The sequence below is a fragment of the Leuconostoc fallax genome, assembly GCF_004354645.1.
In the GTDB taxonomy this organism is placed as follows: domain Bacteria; phylum Bacillota; class Bacilli; order Lactobacillales; family Lactobacillaceae; genus Leuconostoc_B; species Leuconostoc_B fallax.
Genome location: NZ_PUFI01000015.1, coordinates 232,349 through 248,623, shown reverse-complemented (window position 1 = coordinate 248,623; position 16,275 = coordinate 232,349). Strand labels below are relative to the sequence as shown.

The 16,275-nt window shown below is 38.5% G+C and carries 18 protein-coding genes; 10 read left to right on the top strand and 8 right to left on the bottom strand.

What is annotated here, in order from left to right:
• Positions 1–38: 38 nt before the first annotated feature.
• Both C5L23_RS07925 and C5L23_RS07920 read right to left on the bottom strand, forming a co-directional pair.
• Positions 39–1,013: a thymidylate synthase gene (locus C5L23_RS07925; RefSeq protein WP_010008641.1), complete on the bottom strand. Its 975-nt coding sequence runs from the start codon at positions 1,011–1,013 to the stop codon at positions 39–41.
• Positions 1,014–1,057: 44 nt separating this feature from the next.
• Entirely contained in the window at positions 1,058–1,540 is a 483-nt protein-coding gene (locus C5L23_RS07920) for a deaminase (protein WP_133264652.1), read from the bottom strand.
• 64 nt (positions 1,541–1,604) lie between these two features.
• Between C5L23_RS07920 and C5L23_RS07915 the strand changes: the two genes are divergently transcribed.
• Complete coding sequence (locus C5L23_RS07915) at positions 1,605–2,459, top strand: bifunctional 5,10-methylenetetrahydrofolate dehydrogenase/5,10-methenyltetrahydrofolate cyclohydrolase (RefSeq protein ID WP_010008639.1); 855 nt, start codon at positions 1,605–1,607, stop codon at positions 2,457–2,459.
• A gap of 9 nt (positions 2,460–2,468) precedes the next feature.
• On the opposite strand, the gene C5L23_RS07910 is transcribed toward C5L23_RS07915, so the two are convergent.
• Both C5L23_RS07910 and C5L23_RS07905 read right to left on the bottom strand, forming a co-directional pair.
• Positions 2,469–3,206, bottom strand: coding sequence for an SAM-dependent methyltransferase (locus C5L23_RS07910; RefSeq protein ID WP_133264650.1), 738 nt, complete (start codon positions 3,204–3,206; stop codon positions 2,469–2,471).
• Positions 3,199–3,528, bottom strand: a complete 330-nt coding sequence (locus C5L23_RS07905) for a hypothetical protein (RefSeq protein ID WP_010008635.1) — start codon at positions 3,526–3,528, stop codon at positions 3,199–3,201. Before C5L23_RS07905 ends, C5L23_RS07910 begins: the two co-directional genes overlap by 8 nt.
• A 435-nt stretch (positions 3,529–3,963) precedes the next feature.
• Between C5L23_RS07905 and C5L23_RS07900 the strand changes: the two genes are divergently transcribed.
• Together C5L23_RS07900 and C5L23_RS07895 are read left to right on the top strand one after the other, a co-directional pair.
• A complete protein-coding gene (locus C5L23_RS07900) occupies positions 3,964–5,058 on the top strand; it encodes a PTS sugar transporter subunit IIC (RefSeq protein WP_373419082.1) in 1,095 nt (364 codons plus the stop codon).
• Positions 5,059–5,114: 56 nt separating this feature from the next.
• Complete coding sequence (locus C5L23_RS07895; RefSeq protein WP_133264648.1) at positions 5,115–6,548, top strand: APC family permease; 1,434 nt, start codon at positions 5,115–5,117, stop codon at positions 6,546–6,548.
• 77 nt (positions 6,549–6,625) lie between these two features.
• Here C5L23_RS07895 and C5L23_RS07890 read toward each other — a convergent pair whose 3' ends face one another.
• Both C5L23_RS07890 and C5L23_RS07885 read right to left on the bottom strand, forming a co-directional pair.
• Positions 6,626–7,480, bottom strand: a complete 855-nt coding sequence (locus C5L23_RS07890; RefSeq protein ID WP_010008631.1) for an aldo/keto reductase — start codon at positions 7,478–7,480, stop codon at positions 6,626–6,628.
• Positions 7,481–7,566: 86 nt separating this feature from the next.
• Positions 7,567–8,109, bottom strand: a complete 543-nt coding sequence (locus tag C5L23_RS07885; protein ID WP_010008630.1) for an LURP-one-related/scramblase family protein — start codon at positions 8,107–8,109, stop codon at positions 7,567–7,569.
• A 48-nt stretch (positions 8,110–8,157) separates the two neighbouring features.
• Between C5L23_RS07885 and C5L23_RS07880 the strand changes: the two genes are divergently transcribed.
• Together C5L23_RS07880 and pta are read left to right on the top strand one after the other, a co-directional pair.
• Positions 8,158–8,817: a uracil-DNA glycosylase gene (locus tag C5L23_RS07880; protein ID WP_133264647.1), complete on the top strand. Its 660-nt coding sequence runs from the start codon at positions 8,158–8,160 to the stop codon at positions 8,815–8,817.
• Between the two features lie 120 nt (positions 8,818–8,937).
• Positions 8,938–9,921 carry a phosphate acetyltransferase gene (pta, locus tag C5L23_RS07875; protein WP_010008626.1) on the top strand — a complete coding sequence of 328 codons (984 nt, stop codon included), beginning with the start codon at positions 8,938–8,940 and terminating at the stop codon, positions 9,919–9,921.
• A 31-nt stretch (positions 9,922–9,952) separates the two neighbouring features.
• On the opposite strand, the gene nadE is transcribed toward pta, so the two are convergent.
• A complete protein-coding gene (nadE, locus tag C5L23_RS07870; protein ID WP_010008625.1) occupies positions 9,953–10,786 on the bottom strand; it encodes an ammonia-dependent NAD(+) synthetase in 834 nt (277 codons plus the stop codon).
• 63 nt (positions 10,787–10,849) lie between these two features.
• Here nadE and tsaE point away from each other — a divergent pair, with 63 nt between their 5' ends.
• The 3 genes from tsaE to C5L23_RS07855 are packed head-to-tail and all read left to right on the top strand — an operon-like array spanning position 10,850 to position 12,314.
• Positions 10,850–11,296: a tRNA (adenosine(37)-N6)-threonylcarbamoyltransferase complex ATPase subunit type 1 TsaE gene (gene tsaE / locus C5L23_RS07865; protein WP_010008623.1), complete on the top strand. Its 447-nt coding sequence runs from the start codon at positions 10,850–10,852 to the stop codon at positions 11,294–11,296.
• Positions 11,293–11,784 (top strand): GNAT family N-acetyltransferase, encoded by a 492-nt coding sequence (locus tag C5L23_RS07860; protein WP_010008621.1) that lies wholly within the window; start codon positions 11,293–11,295, stop codon positions 11,782–11,784. Before tsaE ends, C5L23_RS07860 begins: the two co-directional genes overlap by 4 nt.
• Entirely contained in the window at positions 11,781–12,314 is a 534-nt protein-coding gene (locus tag C5L23_RS07855) for a 3'-5' exonuclease (RefSeq protein WP_010008620.1), read from the top strand. Before C5L23_RS07860 ends, C5L23_RS07855 begins: the two co-directional genes overlap by 4 nt.
• A gap of 51 nt (positions 12,315–12,365) precedes the next feature.
• On the opposite strand, the gene C5L23_RS07850 is transcribed toward C5L23_RS07855, so the two are convergent.
• Positions 12,366–13,181 (bottom strand): exodeoxyribonuclease III, encoded by an 816-nt coding sequence (locus tag C5L23_RS07850; RefSeq protein ID WP_010008618.1) that lies wholly within the window; start codon positions 13,179–13,181, stop codon positions 12,366–12,368.
• Positions 13,182–13,282: 101 nt separating this feature from the next.
• On the opposite strand from C5L23_RS07850, the gene murB reads away from it, so the two are divergent.
• Entirely contained in the window at positions 13,283–14,161 is an 879-nt protein-coding gene (gene murB / locus C5L23_RS07845; RefSeq protein WP_010008617.1) for a UDP-N-acetylmuramate dehydrogenase, read from the top strand.
• Positions 14,161–16,263 carry a cation:proton antiporter gene (locus C5L23_RS07840; protein ID WP_133264645.1) on the top strand — a complete coding sequence of 701 codons (2,103 nt, stop codon included), beginning with the start codon at positions 14,161–14,163 and terminating at the stop codon, positions 16,261–16,263. Before murB ends, C5L23_RS07840 begins: the two co-directional genes overlap by 1 nt.
• The last annotated feature ends 12 nt before the right edge of the window (positions 16,264–16,275 follow it).

The following is a 16,275-nucleotide window of genomic DNA, read 5'->3' as shown; positions in this document are numbered from 1 at the left end:
AGAACTTGGTCGTAGACCAAGTTCTTTTTGTGTACCACTTAAACAGCCACAGGTGCTTTAATTGCTGGTTCACTTGTATAATCAATTAATTTAATATCATCCATTGTGTAATCAAAGATCGATTTAACTTCAGGGTTAAGCCATAACTTTGGTAGGGGATGCATTGGTCGAGAAAGTTGTGTTTCGATTTGTGCCACATGATTGTTATAAATGTGGGCATCACCTAATGTGTGTACAAAGTCACCAACAGCATAGCCAGTTTGTGCAGCAATCATATGAATGAGTAATGAATAACTTGCAATGTTAAAAGGGACACCCAAGAAAATATCAGCTGATCGTTGATAAAGTTGTGCACTTAATTTACCATCAGCAACATAAAACTGGCTGAGTACATGGCATGATGGCAATGGTGCATTTGGTGTTGAACCAGCATTCCATGCGCTAACGATAAGTCGGCGTGAGTCAGGTGTTGTTTTAATCCCATCAATTAGATTTTGAATTTGATCAGTATGAAGGGTTGCGTTTTGATCCATTGGGTCTTGATTTTCCCAGTCGCGCCAAAGTTTGCCGTAAACTTCACCAATATAACCAAATTTTTCCATAAAATCATCATCATTCAAAATTTTATCTACAAAGAGACTTTTTTGCTCTTGATAAATTTGATTAAATTCTGGATCACTTTGTGCACGAAGGCCAAAATCTGTCATATCTGGACCAGTATATTCAGAAGAAGTTACCCAATTCTTAAATGCCCATTCGTCCCAGATATGATTGTTGTTTTGCAAAAGGAAACGGATATTATTGTCACCACGCAAAAACCATAATAATTCACTTTTAATGAGGCCAAAGAACACTTTCTTGGTCGTAAGTATAGGAAATCCTTCTTGAAGATTAAAACGCATCTGAGCGCCGAATAAAGAGCGAGTACCAGTACCTGTACGATCTGACTTGTGTGTACCAGTTTCTAAAATAGTTTTGGCTAAATCCAAATATTGCTGTTCGTTTTGTGACATACATTGCATCCTTACATAATTTTTAAAATGATTATAACGTATACTTAATCTACAATAAACTGCTCTAAATTAATTTGTTGAGCTGTTGCTGGTTTGAAGGGGATTTGTAATAATTTAACATTTTTTTGTGTTAATAGTTCGTTGGCAAATGTATCATTATGATAATCGCGCATAAACTTTATTGTTTGAATACCAGCTTGCAATAATAATTTTGTACATTGTAAACACGGCATATCTGTCACATATAATTCAGCACCATCCACGCTAATACCCATTTGGGCAGCCTGCATTAAAGCGTTTTGCTCAGCATGTACGGCACGCACACAGTGTCCATCAACAATCAAATCACCGACTTCTGTACAATGAGGGGTTCCGGCGATTGAACCATTATATCCGCTGGCGATAATACGATGATTTTTGACAATAATAGCGCCGACGTGTAAACGGTTACAAGTTGATCGTGTCGATAAAATTGCTGCTTGTGCGATAAAATATTGATCCCACGACAAACGATTTTTTTGTATCATAGCTAAATCTCCATTATAATAACTTGATATAGTATAACATTAGGACGAACCACAGGGAGATATTATGGCAATAATTTTAGACGGTAAAAAGTTAGCAAAACAAATCCATGCAAAAACACTGCAACGTGTAGAAGCATTGACAGACCCATTGACCTTAGCAGTAGTGTATGATCCTGATAATAAGGGTAGTGAACTCTATGTGGGTATGAAAGCACGCGCAGCTGAAAAAGTAGGCATTCAAACACAAGATATTCCAGTAGATGCACATGCGACTACGGCTGACGTTTTAAAAATTGTTGAACGTTTGAATGAAGATGATCATATAACTGGCATCTTGATTCAAAGTCCGTTACCTGAAAATGTTAACGAGCGTCATATTTTTTCTGCTGTATTACCTAGTAAAGATGCCGATGGTTTAGGCGCAACAAATCAAGGTATGCTCTTTGCTGATTCACCAGAAGAATACACAGTGGCAGCTACACCACAAGGTGTCATGTCCTTATTGCGTGAATATGATATTGAAACTTTTGGTAAGCAGGCATTGGTAATCGGGCGTTCCCAACTTTTTGGTCGACCAATGGCAGCCTTATTAACTAATGCTGATGCAACTGTGACATTGGCCCATCGTTATACACCAGCAGCACAACTAAAAGAATATCTCAAGCAAGCTGATATTGTGACGGTTGGTGTTGGTATCCCTAATTTCATTAGTGGTGCAGATCTAAAGCCTGGTGCTGTTGTCATTGATGTTGGTATGAATGTTGTCAATCAGAAGGCAACTGGTGACGTTGATTTTGAAAGTGCTGAAGCAGTAGCGAGTTATATTACACCAGTTCCAGGTGGCGTTGGGCCCATGACAATTGCAACGCTATTAGAGAGTACAGTGACATTAGCTGAAAATAAAAGAAGCCATGGTTAGGCTTCTTTTTTATTTGACCAACCATACCTGATCTTGAAAATAGTCAAAAGGTTGATGATGCTGATTAAGGCGTTGCGGTTGTGTTAATGTGGCAGCTTGCCAAAAAGCTGATGAATTGGTACTACCATTTTTTTCGCCAATGATAATAAAATCACCAGGCCAATGAGTAGACCTGAGCCAACGCAGTATGTCTAAATCAGTATAACTAGTATCTGGTGCCCAACTTAAGATGATTACATCAATAAGATGTGCTTTTTGTTGCACTGTGTGCAGCGCGTCCTGATGCACTACAGGCAACCAAGGAGTAGGGGTTTCATTATCTTGACCGTGCCAATTGAGATTGTCAGTTGCCAGTATATCATCACCCAATTGCGATAATTGAGCACTAATAACACCATTTCCAGCCATGATTTCTAGTGATGTTCGGCCAGAAATAAAATGATGTAAATCATTAATCCACTGTTGATTTGGTAAATGCCATATACCGAATTGCTCGATTAACACTTGTCTAAAATCATTTAACGTATTATCTAGAAGGGTAATATGTTGGGGGTCGTGATTCAATGCCGTCCAATAATTTTGTGCTGTAAGCGGTATGTATGGCATATCAGTGGATGGTAATTGCCGCTGGGCTAGTTGTTGTAACGTTGACAAGATACATGTCACTTTTTTTATTATTTTAGGCTGCTGCTGATAGTAGCGTTGGAGCAATTCTAAACTTTTAAGATAGTCTGGATAATCAATCATCTTCTGATTCCTGGGTTACATCTTTACGATGTTTTGAATAGGATGTCTGATCATTAAAATAAAAAGAATAATGCTGATCGTTGTGATTAAAGTCAAATGATTGATTTTGTTTCATCATATGCCGCATTCGCCAGAATAAAATTAAGGCAGTAATGCCAATAATGGCAACGAGTATAAGTACAAAAAGCGCGGCAATTGCAATCAGTGACAAGATAACAGGTACAGCAACTCCCAGTAGGGCTAAAATAACTGGAATACTAATTAATAAGACAACAATAATTGTGACAATAATACCAATGTATGTAAAAAGACGTTTTATCATGTAATCCTCCGTGTCGGTCTATTATAACATTATTAGGATAATGGTTAAAATTTTCGGTAATAAAATTATGAGAAATATTAAAAATAAGTTGACATTTTATTATAATCAAGATATAGTTATACGCATAATAAAAATAGATAGGAGAAATGAATCATGACAAACCAATATGTTCGCTTGAATCAAACACTTCTCCTCAACCTCTTACTCATCTAGAGTCTAGTTGGTTGTTATTTGCGTTATACCAGCTACTAGACACCAAGTTAGTTTAGTAGCTGGTTAGGGAAATGTATTATTGACAAACGTCCTAACGAGCAATCGTGGGACGTTTTTTATGTATACACGATATGCTTGTTGGACGAATTGCTTTGAAAGAGGAAACGGAGAATGAGTATGGCCCAGAATTCAGCTTCACAACAAAGAGAAAATGTACAACAGATGATTGGCAAAAAGAATAGACATGCCGGCACTGTAAAAGAGACAATCTATAACGTCAGCGCAGCGGTATCTAATGCTATTTTGGTAACATTAGGTATGGGGCTGTTGCTACAGACTATTGCTGGTTTTATTGATTGGGCACCAATGGCACAAATGGGTGCGATTACAAAAGTCATGTTACCTGCAGCGTTTGGTGCTGCTATTGCTTCACAAATGAAAACCAATACAATGGTCATGTTTGCTGCTATGGCTGCCTCTACTGTCGGCGCTAATGCTGTGTTCTTTACTGATAAAACTGTTCAAGGCATTACGGCTACAGGATATGCCAGTTCGCAAATTGCTGGATCAGCTGTGATGACAACAGGGCAACCTATTTCAGCGGTGATTGCTGGATTGATTGCTGTTCTATTTGGTAAATGGTTAAGCGGTAAGACGCCTTTGGACATGGTGATTGTTCCAGCTGCGACGACTATTATTGGCACTGTGTCAGGTTACTACTTGGCAATGATTACAACACCGTTCTTGGTAGCAGTGGGGCAGTTTATTGCTGCTAGTGTCGCTGTAAATCCCATTGTTGGTACAGCAGTTGTGGCGATGGCATTTGGTGCAATGACAATGACACCAGCCTCAGCGGCAGCGTTGGCTGTAGCAATTGGTGCGACCGGTGTCACTTCAGCTGAAGCTGCTGGTGCCATATTAATTGGGACAACAGCTGTGTTTGTTGGCTTTCCTGCAATGTCATTTCAAGAAAATAAAATTGGTGCCACGATTGCGCAAGGCATTGTGACACCAAAAATTCAATTTCCTAATTTAACACAAAATCCAGCTTTGATCATACCGCCAATGATTGGTGCTGCAATTGCCGCACCAATTGCGACAATGGTTTTCCATGTCACAGCACCTTTTTCAATGGCAGGCATTGGTTTTAATTCATTTATCGTACCATTAGCATTAGCTGGTTCAAACCCAGTTGCCTTTGCTGCTTATATGGGCATTGGTGTTGGTGTGCCGGTGATTGTATCTTTTGTTGGCTATCGAATTATGCGTAAAATGGGTTGGGCAAAACCGCAACAGCTGCATTTGGAAATGATTTAATAGCACTTTAAATAAGCTTGGCAATAATTAATAAATAGTTTTGGGGATATGTAGTAATGAGTGGAAAGATATCTTTTTTTAGAAAATTTAGCCGAAAGGCATCGCTTAAGGAATATACGCGCTTAGATCAACGTCTAGATGGAAATGCTTTAGGCACTAAGGAATTAACAGCAATAGGTATAGGTACTGTTGTTGGAGCTGCTATTTTTATAATACCTGGGGTGGTTGCTGCTAACTATGCAGGACCGGCTGTGGCTATTTCGTTTATTATAGCGGCCGTTGTCGCTGGACTATCAGCATTAGCTTATGCCGAATTTTCATCGGCGTTGCCTTTTGCAGGGTCTGCATATACTTGGTCAAATATTATTTACGGTGAATTTTGGGGATGGGTTGCAGGATGGGCACTACTTGCGGAATATTTAATTGCGTTGGCTTATTCAGCTTCAGCCTGGTCAGCATATATTAGAGGATTTTTATCTACTTTTGGCATTAGTATACCAAAAGCTATATCTGGCACATTTAATCCCAAGGCAGGTATGTTTTTTGATTTATTTGCTGTTATTGCCATACTCATAGTATGGTTCTTGTTATCGCGTGGTATTAGAGATACTGCTCGAGTAGAAAATTGGCTTGTTGTTGGTAAAATTGCAGTAATTATTTTATTTATTGCAGTTGGACTAACAGCAATAAATATCCATAATTATCATCCTTTTATTCCTGAAAATGAAGGAGGTACACGCTTCGGTTGGTCTGGAATTATAGCTGGTGCCTCACAAATATTTTTTGCATACATAGGTTTTGATATGATGACGTCTAATGCGGCGGAAGCTCGTAATGCCCAAAGAACAGTACCTAGAGCTATTTTTGCTACTCTCGGGTTAGCTACTATGCTTTTTATTGGAGCATCATTGGTTATGGTTGGAATGTTTAAATATACTAAGTACACTAATATTACTGATCCAGCTGCTTGGGCTTTACGTCAATCGGGGCACCTATTTGTGGCTAATATTTTATCACTTGTAGCTCTTGTTGGTATTTTTTCTATGTTGATTGGCGTATCTTTAGGTGGATCGAGGTTAATGTATGCTTTAGGGAGAGATGGATTATTGCCAATAGCAATGGGACGCACTAATAAATCAGGAACACCGTCTATTGCTTTAAGCGTATTAGCAATTATTAGTATTATTTTGGGTGCCATATTCCCAATAACTTTGCTGACTAATTTAGTTTCTGCTGGAACACTTATTGCCTTTACCATGATATCGTTTGGGGTTATAGTTTTACGGCGTCGTGATGATATCGATCATTCTGGATTTAAGATGCCGCTATATCCAGTATTACCTGTCATAGCTGGAATTTCTTCATTATTTTTGTTCTTTCAGTTAAACATTGATGCTAAAATTTTAGCCGGATTTTGGTTTTTGATAGGTGTACTTGTATATATTTTTTATGGAACACGGCATTCTATAAAAAATAAAAAACAGAATTAAGCACTTCGTAAATAATACCTCTAATATAAAAAAACTATACCAAACATTGGTGTAGTTTTTTATAGTTAGAGGTATTTTTAAAAGTCAGCCTGGCTAGCATCTAAATGTAATCCTGCACTGCCAGATAAATTATCCAACTGTTGGATATCATCAGCAGATAGACTGAAATCAAAAACGTCAGTATTAGCTTTGATGTAGTCAGCATGTGTTGATTTTGGTAAGGGTAAAAATCCTTTATCAAGTGACCATCGAATTAAAATTTGGGCAACTGATTTGTTATATTTTTGGGAAATATTTTCAATAACTGGGTTTGACAATAATTTACCGGTACCCAGTGGGGAATAAGCTTCATTTAGGATGTTATGCTGTTGATTATATTGAACCAATTCACTTTGTTGATCGGATGGATTTAAGAAGTTTTGGTTAACCATCGGTGCAATACTTTGATGCTTTTCTAAAGATTTTAAATCACTTATTTGAAAATTTGAAACGCCGATCGCACGGGCTTTACCAGCTTGATAAATATCTTCCATCGCACGCCATGCTTCAGCGTTACCGATTTCCCATTGATTATTTTGACGTAAATGCTTGGGATTAGGCCAATGAATAAGGTATAAATCAACATAATCCAAGCCTAGACGGTCAAGTGAAGTCTGAAAGGCTTGCCGTGCACTATCGTAATCGTGCGCATCATTCCACAGCTTAGTAGTGATAAATAATTCATGACGCGCAATACCCGAATCGGCAATAGCACGACCAACGGACACTTCGTTACCATAAATAGCTGCTGTATCAATATGACGATAGCCATTATCAAGGGCGCTACGAACTGATTGATAAGCGACATCGCCATCCGGTGCTTGCCAAGTACCAAAACCAATGACAGGTATTTTAACCCCGTTGCTCAGTGTGTAAGTATCGTTAAGTGACATTAGAACCTCCAATTGAATATCATCGTTAATTACTATTATCAGTATAACATTAAATAGAAATTCCACTTACTTTTAGTTATAGATAGTTAACACTTACGGCTCATTGTAATATTATAGATACCCTTTTGACCTGGTAACCACTTAAAGTGACGCAGTAGAGATGACCGAATGCCCCAAATATCTAATAATGCAACAATTGCAATATGCAAAGGTGCTTGGGTGTCATATGTAACATTAAGTTTGTTATAAATGCCGTCTGGTTGATGGGAAGGCTTTACACTGAGAAGTTTTTTTGTATTATGCGTTATAATATAACGGTTAGCAATGAAATTACCAGAAATTAACCAATTAAGTTTACGAATAAAAACGAAGTCGCCAAGATGACCAAAAGTAAGGCTAATAGAGCCAATCACTTGGCCATGGTATCGAAGATTGAATCTTGGTAAAATACCAAAAGACGTTTGTTCTATACGGACTAAGACATTACCTGACATATCATAAACTGAAATTTCATCGTGCTTTTTTCCGGAACGTCCCGCAACCAAATAAACCGCATGAAACGCATCATCAAAGACCATATTTACACCGTTATCTAATTGATGTCGTTGTCGTAAATAGAAAGTACTCATAGTATTTGCTACCTTTCATCATCATTTTAACATGAAGAGGAGAAAACTTTGTTATCACATACCACTTGGGCACACCCAATTAAAGAAAAATTAACACCAGAATACTTAAAAAGCGTTGCAGCATTTATTGCATCAACTTATGCGACCGGGCAAACAATCTATCCACCACAAAATAAAATATTTTCGGCTTTAGAGGTTACACCACTAAACAAGACCAAAGTTGTCATTATGGGCCAAGACCCTTATCATGAAGAAAGGCAAGCGCAGGGATTAAGCTTTTCCGTACCAGATGATGTACCAGCACCACCATCTTTGAAAAATATTTTAAAGGAATTGTCAACAGATATTGGTCAGCGTCAATCACATGATTTAGTGAGCTGGGCGCAACAAGGTGTGTTATTGCTAAATAGTGTTTTAACAGTCCCAGAACATCATGCTAATGCACATGCTAATCAGATCTGGGAACCATTAACAGACTGTTTAATTCAAATTGCAAGTGATGATGATGCGCCAAAGGTCTTTATTCTATGGGGGAAATATGCACAATCTAAGAGTAAATTGATTGATAGTCAAAAACATTTGATTTTAAAAAGTGCACATCCTAGCCCATTATCTGCTTATCGTGGTTTTTTTGGTAGTGAACCTTTCTCAAAAGCGAATCATTTCTTGGAGAAAAATGGCCGAGAACCCATTGATTGGTTAAAATAAGTGATTAAAATCACAAATTAAGGTGCTTATATATACCTGGGTCAAACTATACGATATAATGAGAGTATGAGGTATGTCATTACCTATTTTGATCTGTAAACCCATCATAAGGAGCAACTAATGAATATATTTGAACAATTAAAGTCTAAAATATCTGATCAACACAAAACCATTGTTTTCCCCGAAGGAGAAGATTCACGTATCCAAGGTGCAGCGGTGCGTTTAGCGGATGAGGGATTAGTTAATGTTATTTTACTAGGCAATGAAGTGGCAATTGATCAAACTGCCGCAGAACATCATTTTGACTTAAGCCAAGTTAAAGTTATTGATCCTTTGACATATCCTGAAAGTAAATTAGAAGCTTTGAATGCTGCTTTAGTACAACGTCGTAAAGGCAAAACAGATAGTGCAACAGCAGCTAAATGGCTGAAGAATGTTAATTATTTTGGCACCATGTTGGTTTATATGGGGATAGCAGATGGTATGGTATCTGGTGCAACACATCCCACTGGTGATACAGTTCGTCCAGCACTGCAAATTATTAAAACAGCACCTGGTTCATCACGAATTTCTGGTGCATTCATCATGCAAAAGGGTGATGAACGTTATGTGTTTGCAGATGCAGCAATTAATATTGATATTGATGCACAAACAATGGCTGAAATTGCTGTTCAATCTGCCAAAACAGCACAGGTATTTGATATTGATCCTAAGGTGGCAATGCTTAGTTTTTCAACCAAAGGTTCAGCACAACATCCTACAGTTGATAAGGTTGCGCAAGCAACACAATTGGCTAAAGATTTAGCACCAGATTTAGCTGATAAAATCGATGGGGAGTTACAGTTCGATGCTGCTTTTGTTGAAAATGTTGCTAAATCTAAAGCACCAGATTCTCAAGTAGCTGGGCAAGCTAATGTTTTTGTTTTCCCAAGTTTGGAAGCTGGAAATATTGGTTACAAGATTGCCCAGAGATTGGGTGGTTTTGAAGCCATTGGGCCAATTTTGCAAGGCTTAGCTAAGCCAGTATCTGACTTGAGCCGTGGTGCGAACGAAGAAGATATTTATAAAGTAGCAATTATTACAGCTACGCAAGCTTTAGTATAATAAATAAAAGAAGCCCTCAATGGGGCTTCTTTTATTTATTGTAGAACCAAGTGTCGTAAATTGTGACAGGTTGATGTCGCTTATGTTGACTTGTCAAATAGAGCTGTTCAATTTTTTCTGCATCACTTGTTGGGATTGACTTACCCTCTAAATAGTTATCAATATTTTCGTATGTGACACCTAGAGCAACTTCATCTGGCAATTGTGGTCGGTCATCTTCTAAATCAGCACTTGGTACTTTTTCATATAGTGAACTGGGCGCATTTAGGGCGATAAGCATATCACGACCTTGACGCTTGTTTAAACGCCATAATGGATTAATATCTGTACCGCCATCACCGTATTTGGTGAAGAAACCAGCAAAAGCTTCAGCCGCATGATCCGTACCGATAACGACACCGTTATGTTCTCTAGCCACGGCGTACTGGGCAATCATTCGCATTTTGGGCTTGATTGAACCACGACTCAAATCATCCACAACTAGGCCGGCTGACCGTAAATCACGTGTCATGGCATCAGTTGCTGCTTGAATATTTGTTGTTATAACCTTATCTGGTTGAATAAAGTCCAGCGCAGCTTGTGCATCTTCTTCGTCTTGTTGCTCACCATAAGGTTGACGAATGGCGATGAATTGATAGGGCATGTTGAATTGGCTTGCACGTAATTCATTAATGGCTAGTTGGCCGATTTTACCAGCGAGTGTGGAATCTTGTCCACCTGAAATTGCAATAACTAAGCTATTGTATTGCGGATTATTGATTAAATATTGTTTCAAAAATTCAACAGAACGTTGAATTTCAGCCTCGGGATTTATTGTGGGTTGCACATGCAAATCTGCGATGATTTTGGCTTGTAATGGTCGCATCATTTTCCTCCAAAAACATTTTCTAGTTTCCCTAATTATAGCAAATCACGGTATAATAATGATATGAGAGAATTCGTAACAAATAGTCCAAAGGACACACAAACATTAGCCTCACAAATCGCTAGTTATACACAGCCGGGTATGATTTTGACCTTAACAGGTGATTTAGGTGCTGGTAAAACGACATTTACGCAAGGTATGGCACGAGAATTAGGTGTTGCATCTCGTGTTAAGAGCCCGACTTTTAATATTTTAAATACTTACCAGGGTACAGATTTTCCAATTTATCATTTTGATGCTTATCGTCTTGAAATGACGGGTGCAGCAGATCAAGGATTCGAAGATTATATCGGTACAGACGGTTTAACGATTATTGAATGGCCTCAATTTATGCGTGATTTATTACCAAATGACAGAGTTGAACTAGTATTTAAACGCTCTGATGAACATACGCGAACAATCAGTATCAACGGACAAGGGCATTATCAAGCCATTGAAGAAAAACTATGATATTCGATGAAACACAACCAATAGAATTTTATATTGAGCAAGCAACATTAGCCTTGGCACCACAATGGCAGAAACTTATTGCGAAATTAATGACGGAATCAAATACTTTTTATGTTGCCGGCGTAAGAGATGGTGAAAATGAAGCACAATTAGTAGATGACGGACCTGCTGTGACTTTATTAATGATGGCTGAACAAGGGACGCAGTCACAACCTGTTGGTATGGGCTCTATTGAAAATGGCGAATTAGGTATAGCAGTGCTTCATGAGTACAGTGGCTTAGGGCTTGGACAGTTGATGGTTGGATCACTTTTAGATTGGGCTAGAGAAAATGACGTACATTATATTTGGCTAGATGTCCAAATTGATAATGCTGCTGCTATTCATATCTATGAAAAACTGCATTTCAATAAGGCCGGCAGACAGCAGTCTTTTGTCATGCCAGATGGTCAGCAAGTTATCTTGCAAAGAATGGAGTTGAAATTATGAACTTTATTGCGATGGATTTTGAAACTGCAAATCATGAGCGCCATTCGGCGGTATCAATTGCACTGGCTATTGTCAGGGATGATAAGATTGTCGATGAATTTTATTCTTTGATTCGTCCTGAAACCTACTTTAGTCGTCGTAATGTTGCTATTCATGGTATTGAGGAACACGATGTATTAGATGCCCCCAAGTTCTCTGAATTGTGGCCAGTGATTCAACCGCTTTTTACAGAAGATAAATTAGTTGTGGCACACAATGCGCCATTTGATAATGGTGTATTGAAAGGCACATTAAATTATTATGGTTTAGAAGAACCACATTATATGTTATTGGATACAGTACGGACAAGCCGCCAATTTTTCCCAAGCTTTAATAATCATAAGCTCAACACAGTAGCTGAAAATTTAGGTATTTCATTAGTGCACCATCATAATGCCTTAGATGATGCCGCCGCTGCTGCTAATATATTAATCTATGAGGCGCAGCATTTTGGTGCAGAGGCACTACGTCCTTTTGTTAAGTATCGATAATCAAAACACTAAAAAGGTAGCAGTTATTAACTGCTACCTTTTTTAGTGATATTAGTCGATTTCTAACATAATCGGTGCATGATCTTGACGTGCGCCAGTATCTAATATGTGATGCGCTTTCAATCTTTCATTAAGGCGTTCACTTGTAAGATAGTAATCTATGCGCCAACCAGAATTGTTAATTTTACTTGTTTTACTAATTTGCGCCCACCAAGTATAAGCGCCTGTGAGGGTTGGCTCAAAATAACGGAATGTGTCGGTGAAGCCACTGTCTAAAAGATTTGTGAATTTTTCACGTTCCTCTGGTGTAAAACCAGCTGAATGACGATTGGACTTTGGATTCTTTAAATCAATTTCTTGATGTGCAACATTAAAATCACCACTAAAAATAACAGGTTTTTGTTGATCTAATGATTGAATATAATGACGATAAGCATCATCCCATGCGCCTCGGTCGTTCAGGCGGGCAAGTTGGCTGCCCGAATTAGGTGTATAGACTGTCGACACATAAAATTCTGGAAATTCTAAAGTAATAATTCGACCTTCTAAGTCCATTTCACCTGGTGCGTCAATTTTTGGCATATCAATGTTTAGTGGGGCTACTTTAGATAACATCATTGTGCCAGAGTATCCAGATCTACCGGTACTTGGATTTACAAAAATATGGTAATCTGGAAAGAGACTGTTTAGTGTAGCCAGTTGCTTCTTTGTTAAACCACTTGCTTTTAATTTTGTTTCTTGAATTGACAAAACATCTGGCGCTATTTCGCTGATTTCATTGAGAACAGCCCATGTCATTTCTCCGCGATTACTTTTATGTTCCACCGCAGCGTTAATACTATCAATATTCCAAGAAATAAACTTCATACATTTTCTCCTATAAGTCGTTAAACTCATTTTAGCATAAGTTTGACTGTCATTATTTGGTAAAATAAATATTATAATAACTAATAAAGGCATTAATCCTCATGAAAATACAACATATCAATATTTTAGAAAATCAAATATTAGCACCTTATGCACATACACAAGCAGGTGGTTTGGTTGATTTTTTGGCATTACCAAAAACACACCACGAATTGGCGATACTTGCACAGTGGGCGACAGAGAAACAGTTACCAATCCATATATTTGGTCGCTTATCTAATCTGGTTGTTAGAGATGGTGGTTTACGTGGATTGACAATCCTGACACAAGATATGCGTTCCATCACTGTTGAGGGTAACATGATTACAGCTGACGCTGGTGCAGATTTAATTATAACTACCGAAGTTGCAATGGAGCACGGACTGTCTGGATTAGAATGGGCAGCTGGTATACCTGGTTCCGTTGGTGGTGCAGTATTCATGAATGCCGGTGCCTATGGCGGACAGTGCGATTTAGTGGTGCAATCCGTGACAGCGTTAATGCCAGATGGTCAACTCCTGGAGTTCGATGGTGCACAATTAGATTTTGGATATCGACAATCTGTTTTCCAAGAAAATGGCGGTATTATTATCAGTGCACAATTCATGTTACAGCCTGATGATCGTCAAGCTATTCGATTACGGATGGATGATTTTAATTTTAAAAGGGCTAACAAACAGCCACTTAATTATCCCTCTAACGGTTCTGTGTTTAAGCGACCAGAAGGTCATTTTGCGGGTAAGTTAATTATGGATGCCGGTTTGCAAGGCACACGAGTCGGTGGTGTCGAAGTTTCCAAGAAACATGCTGGATTTATGGTTAACGTTAATAATGGTAGTGGCAATGATTATGAGGCACTCATTCATCTTGTACAGGAACGCGTGCAATCGAAATTTGGTGTGACATTGGAAACCGAAGTTAGAATATTGGGGGACAATTGATGGTCTTACTCGAAACAGTTCTTGTTTTAGTTTTAGCTGTCGGCATTGCAAATGGGTTGGCGCATTTTATTCCAGGTATTCCGGCTAGTTTTTTTCAAATTGCTATGGGCCTCATTTTAACCTTTGGCTTAGGGCTACGTATTGATGTTGACTCGCACTGGTTTATGCTCTTATTTATTGCGCCTTTATTGTTTAATGATGCGGTGCGCTTTCCCAAACGAGAGTTGTGGGAACTGCGTGGGCCAATATTGGGTAATGCCATTGTTTTAGTTTTACTGACAACATTAGTGGGCGGCTTCTTGATTCATTTATTGATACCATCTTTGCCTAAAAGTGTGGCATTAGCTTTAGCTGCTGTCGTATCACCCACAGACCCTGTTGCAGTGCAAGCAATTGCGCGCCGTGTTAAATTACCACCTAATGTTATGCATATTGTGGAAGGTGAGAGTTTAATTAATGACGCAACAGGTCTAGTGAGCTTTAATACGGCAATAAAAGCAACGGTGGCTGGAACATTTCTTTTGGGAGAAGCCATTGGTAATTTCTTTTGGATCTCAATTATTGGTGCTATTGTTGGGCTTGTTTCAGCAAGTTTAGTGAGTTGGTTACGTGATAAATTTTCGAATGCGACCTTGCTAAATGATGTCATGTTCCATGCTGTGATTACATTATTAATGCCTTTCCTCATTTATTGGGTGGCTGAAGAAGTTTTTCATGCATCTGGTGTGATTGCAGTAGTCACCGGTGGTATCTTAACAAAGATATTAAGTGATCAACATATGGACATTGACTCACCTGAAATTAGTTTAGCCATGACACGATCATGGGAGATTTTTGCTTATATTTTAAATGGTGTGATTTTTGTGCTTTTAGGTATTGAAATTCCTTTTGCCATGGCAGGTGTGGTTACCAGTACACAAATACACACAGGCACGGCTATCTTGTATGGTATTGTGACCTGGTTTATCATCTTTATGCTACGGACATCGTGGGTTTATTTAACACAATTGACGTATCGTTTAAAACATAAGGATAACAAAATTTCATTTAGAATTGCGCTGACATCTGGTTTAACGGGTGTTCGTGGTGCTGTGACTATGGCCGCAGTACTGACTGTGCCGGCATTTGTAGAAAGTGGTGCTAAGTTTCCACAGCGTGATTTACTTATTTTTGTTGCTGCGGTTGTGGTGATTATGAGCTTGTTAGTTGCGACCTTGATGTTACCCATTGTGACGAATGAACCAACAACAAGAGACTTTACGCAGCCAGATTTTGATGATAATGAGGATACAGATGATGAACATCATCAAGCAGATCAGTATATGTCTGAAGATGAAGCGCGGATTATCGAATTGCGCTACGGTATTCAAATATTACGGGAAATGCAAAGCTCAGAAAATCAAGCCATTGTTTATGATTTAATTTTCCGTAAACAGCAAATTATTGAACAGCTCAAAAAGCGTTCAGGAAATGCCGCGTATGGGGATGCTTTTACTGAAAGTGAACAGCAACTACAGCATGTTGCCATTAAAGCGCAAAGGGATTGTTTGCAACAGCTTTTGGCACAGGAAAAAATATCACCATTAGCTTATACAATGAGTAGCCAGCGTTTAGAGCGTTTGGAAAAAAGAGATATGCAATCATATCAGCACTTCTCAACACGTTGGTTCTTTGTTCTATTTGTCAAGATGATTCGTAATATTCGTATATGGCTTGCCGATGAATCAACTGATCGTATTCGTCAAGAAAATAAATTAATTACAAGAGAAACGTCTAAAGCAGCTATTAAGGCACTATCTGATTATGCCTCAAAGTTTAGTGCGGATACGGTTACTAATAGAATTGAGCGCCAAGTAGCGTATAATTTCATTGTGACCTACCGGAATCGGATTAACATACTTGATAGACCTAATACACCGCAACAACGGCAATGGGATGAGCGTATGCGACTCGAACTGGAGTTAAAAGCTTTAAGTGCCCAACGTGAAGCAATTCAACAACTTTATGAATCTGGCAGAATTACACGTCAAGTTGGCATCAATATTCGTCAATTTATTAATTTTACAGAAACAACAGCGTTGGCAGGTAAAGATGAAAATTAGTTATTGTTATAC

Coding starts and splice junctions, on each gene's coding strand:
- C5L23_RS07860 (WP_010008621.1), top strand. CDS start 11,293: ATGATATTCGATGAAACACAACCAATAGAATTTTATATTGAGCAAGCA.
- tsaE (WP_010008623.1), top strand. CDS start 10,850: ATGAGAGAATTCGTAACAAATAGTCCAAAGGACACACAAACATTAGCC.
- C5L23_RS07840 (WP_133264645.1), top strand. CDS start 14,161: ATGGTCTTACTCGAAACAGTTCTTGTTTTAGTTTTAGCTGTCGGCATT.
- C5L23_RS07905 (WP_010008635.1), bottom strand. CDS start 3,528: ATGATAAAACGTCTTTTTACATACATTGGTATTATTGTCACAATTATT.
- C5L23_RS07910 (WP_133264650.1), bottom strand. CDS start 3,206: ATGATTGATTATCCAGACTATCTTAAAAGTTTAGAATTGCTCCAACGC.
- C5L23_RS07925 (WP_010008641.1), bottom strand. CDS start 1,013: ATGTCACAAAACGAACAGCAATATTTGGATTTAGCCAAAACTATTTTA.
- C5L23_RS07915 (WP_010008639.1), top strand. CDS start 1,605: ATGGCAATAATTTTAGACGGTAAAAAGTTAGCAAAACAAATCCATGCA.
- nadE (WP_010008625.1), bottom strand. CDS start 10,786: ATGCGACCATTACAAGCCAAAATCATCGCAGATTTGCATGTGCAACCC.
- murB (WP_010008617.1), top strand. CDS start 13,283: ATGAAAATACAACATATCAATATTTTAGAAAATCAAATATTAGCACCT.
- C5L23_RS07885 (WP_010008630.1), bottom strand. CDS start 8,109: ATGAGTACTTTCTATTTACGACAACGACATCAATTAGATAACGGTGTA.
- C5L23_RS07855 (WP_010008620.1), top strand. CDS start 11,781: ATGAACTTTATTGCGATGGATTTTGAAACTGCAAATCATGAGCGCCAT.
- C5L23_RS07900 (WP_373419082.1), top strand. CDS start 3,964: ATGATTGGCAAAAAGAATAGACATGCCGGCACTGTAAAAGAGACAATC.
- C5L23_RS07850 (WP_010008618.1), bottom strand. CDS start 13,181: ATGAAGTTTATTTCTTGGAATATTGATAGTATTAACGCTGCGGTGGAA.
- C5L23_RS07920 (WP_133264652.1), bottom strand. CDS start 1,540: ATGATACAAAAAAATCGTTTGTCGTGGGATCAATATTTTATCGCACAA.
- C5L23_RS07890 (WP_010008631.1), bottom strand. CDS start 7,480: ATGTCACTTAACGATACTTACACACTGAGCAACGGGGTTAAAATACCT.
- C5L23_RS07895 (WP_133264648.1), top strand. CDS start 5,115: ATGAGTGGAAAGATATCTTTTTTTAGAAAATTTAGCCGAAAGGCATCG.
- pta (WP_010008626.1), top strand. CDS start 8,938: ATGAATATATTTGAACAATTAAAGTCTAAAATATCTGATCAACACAAA.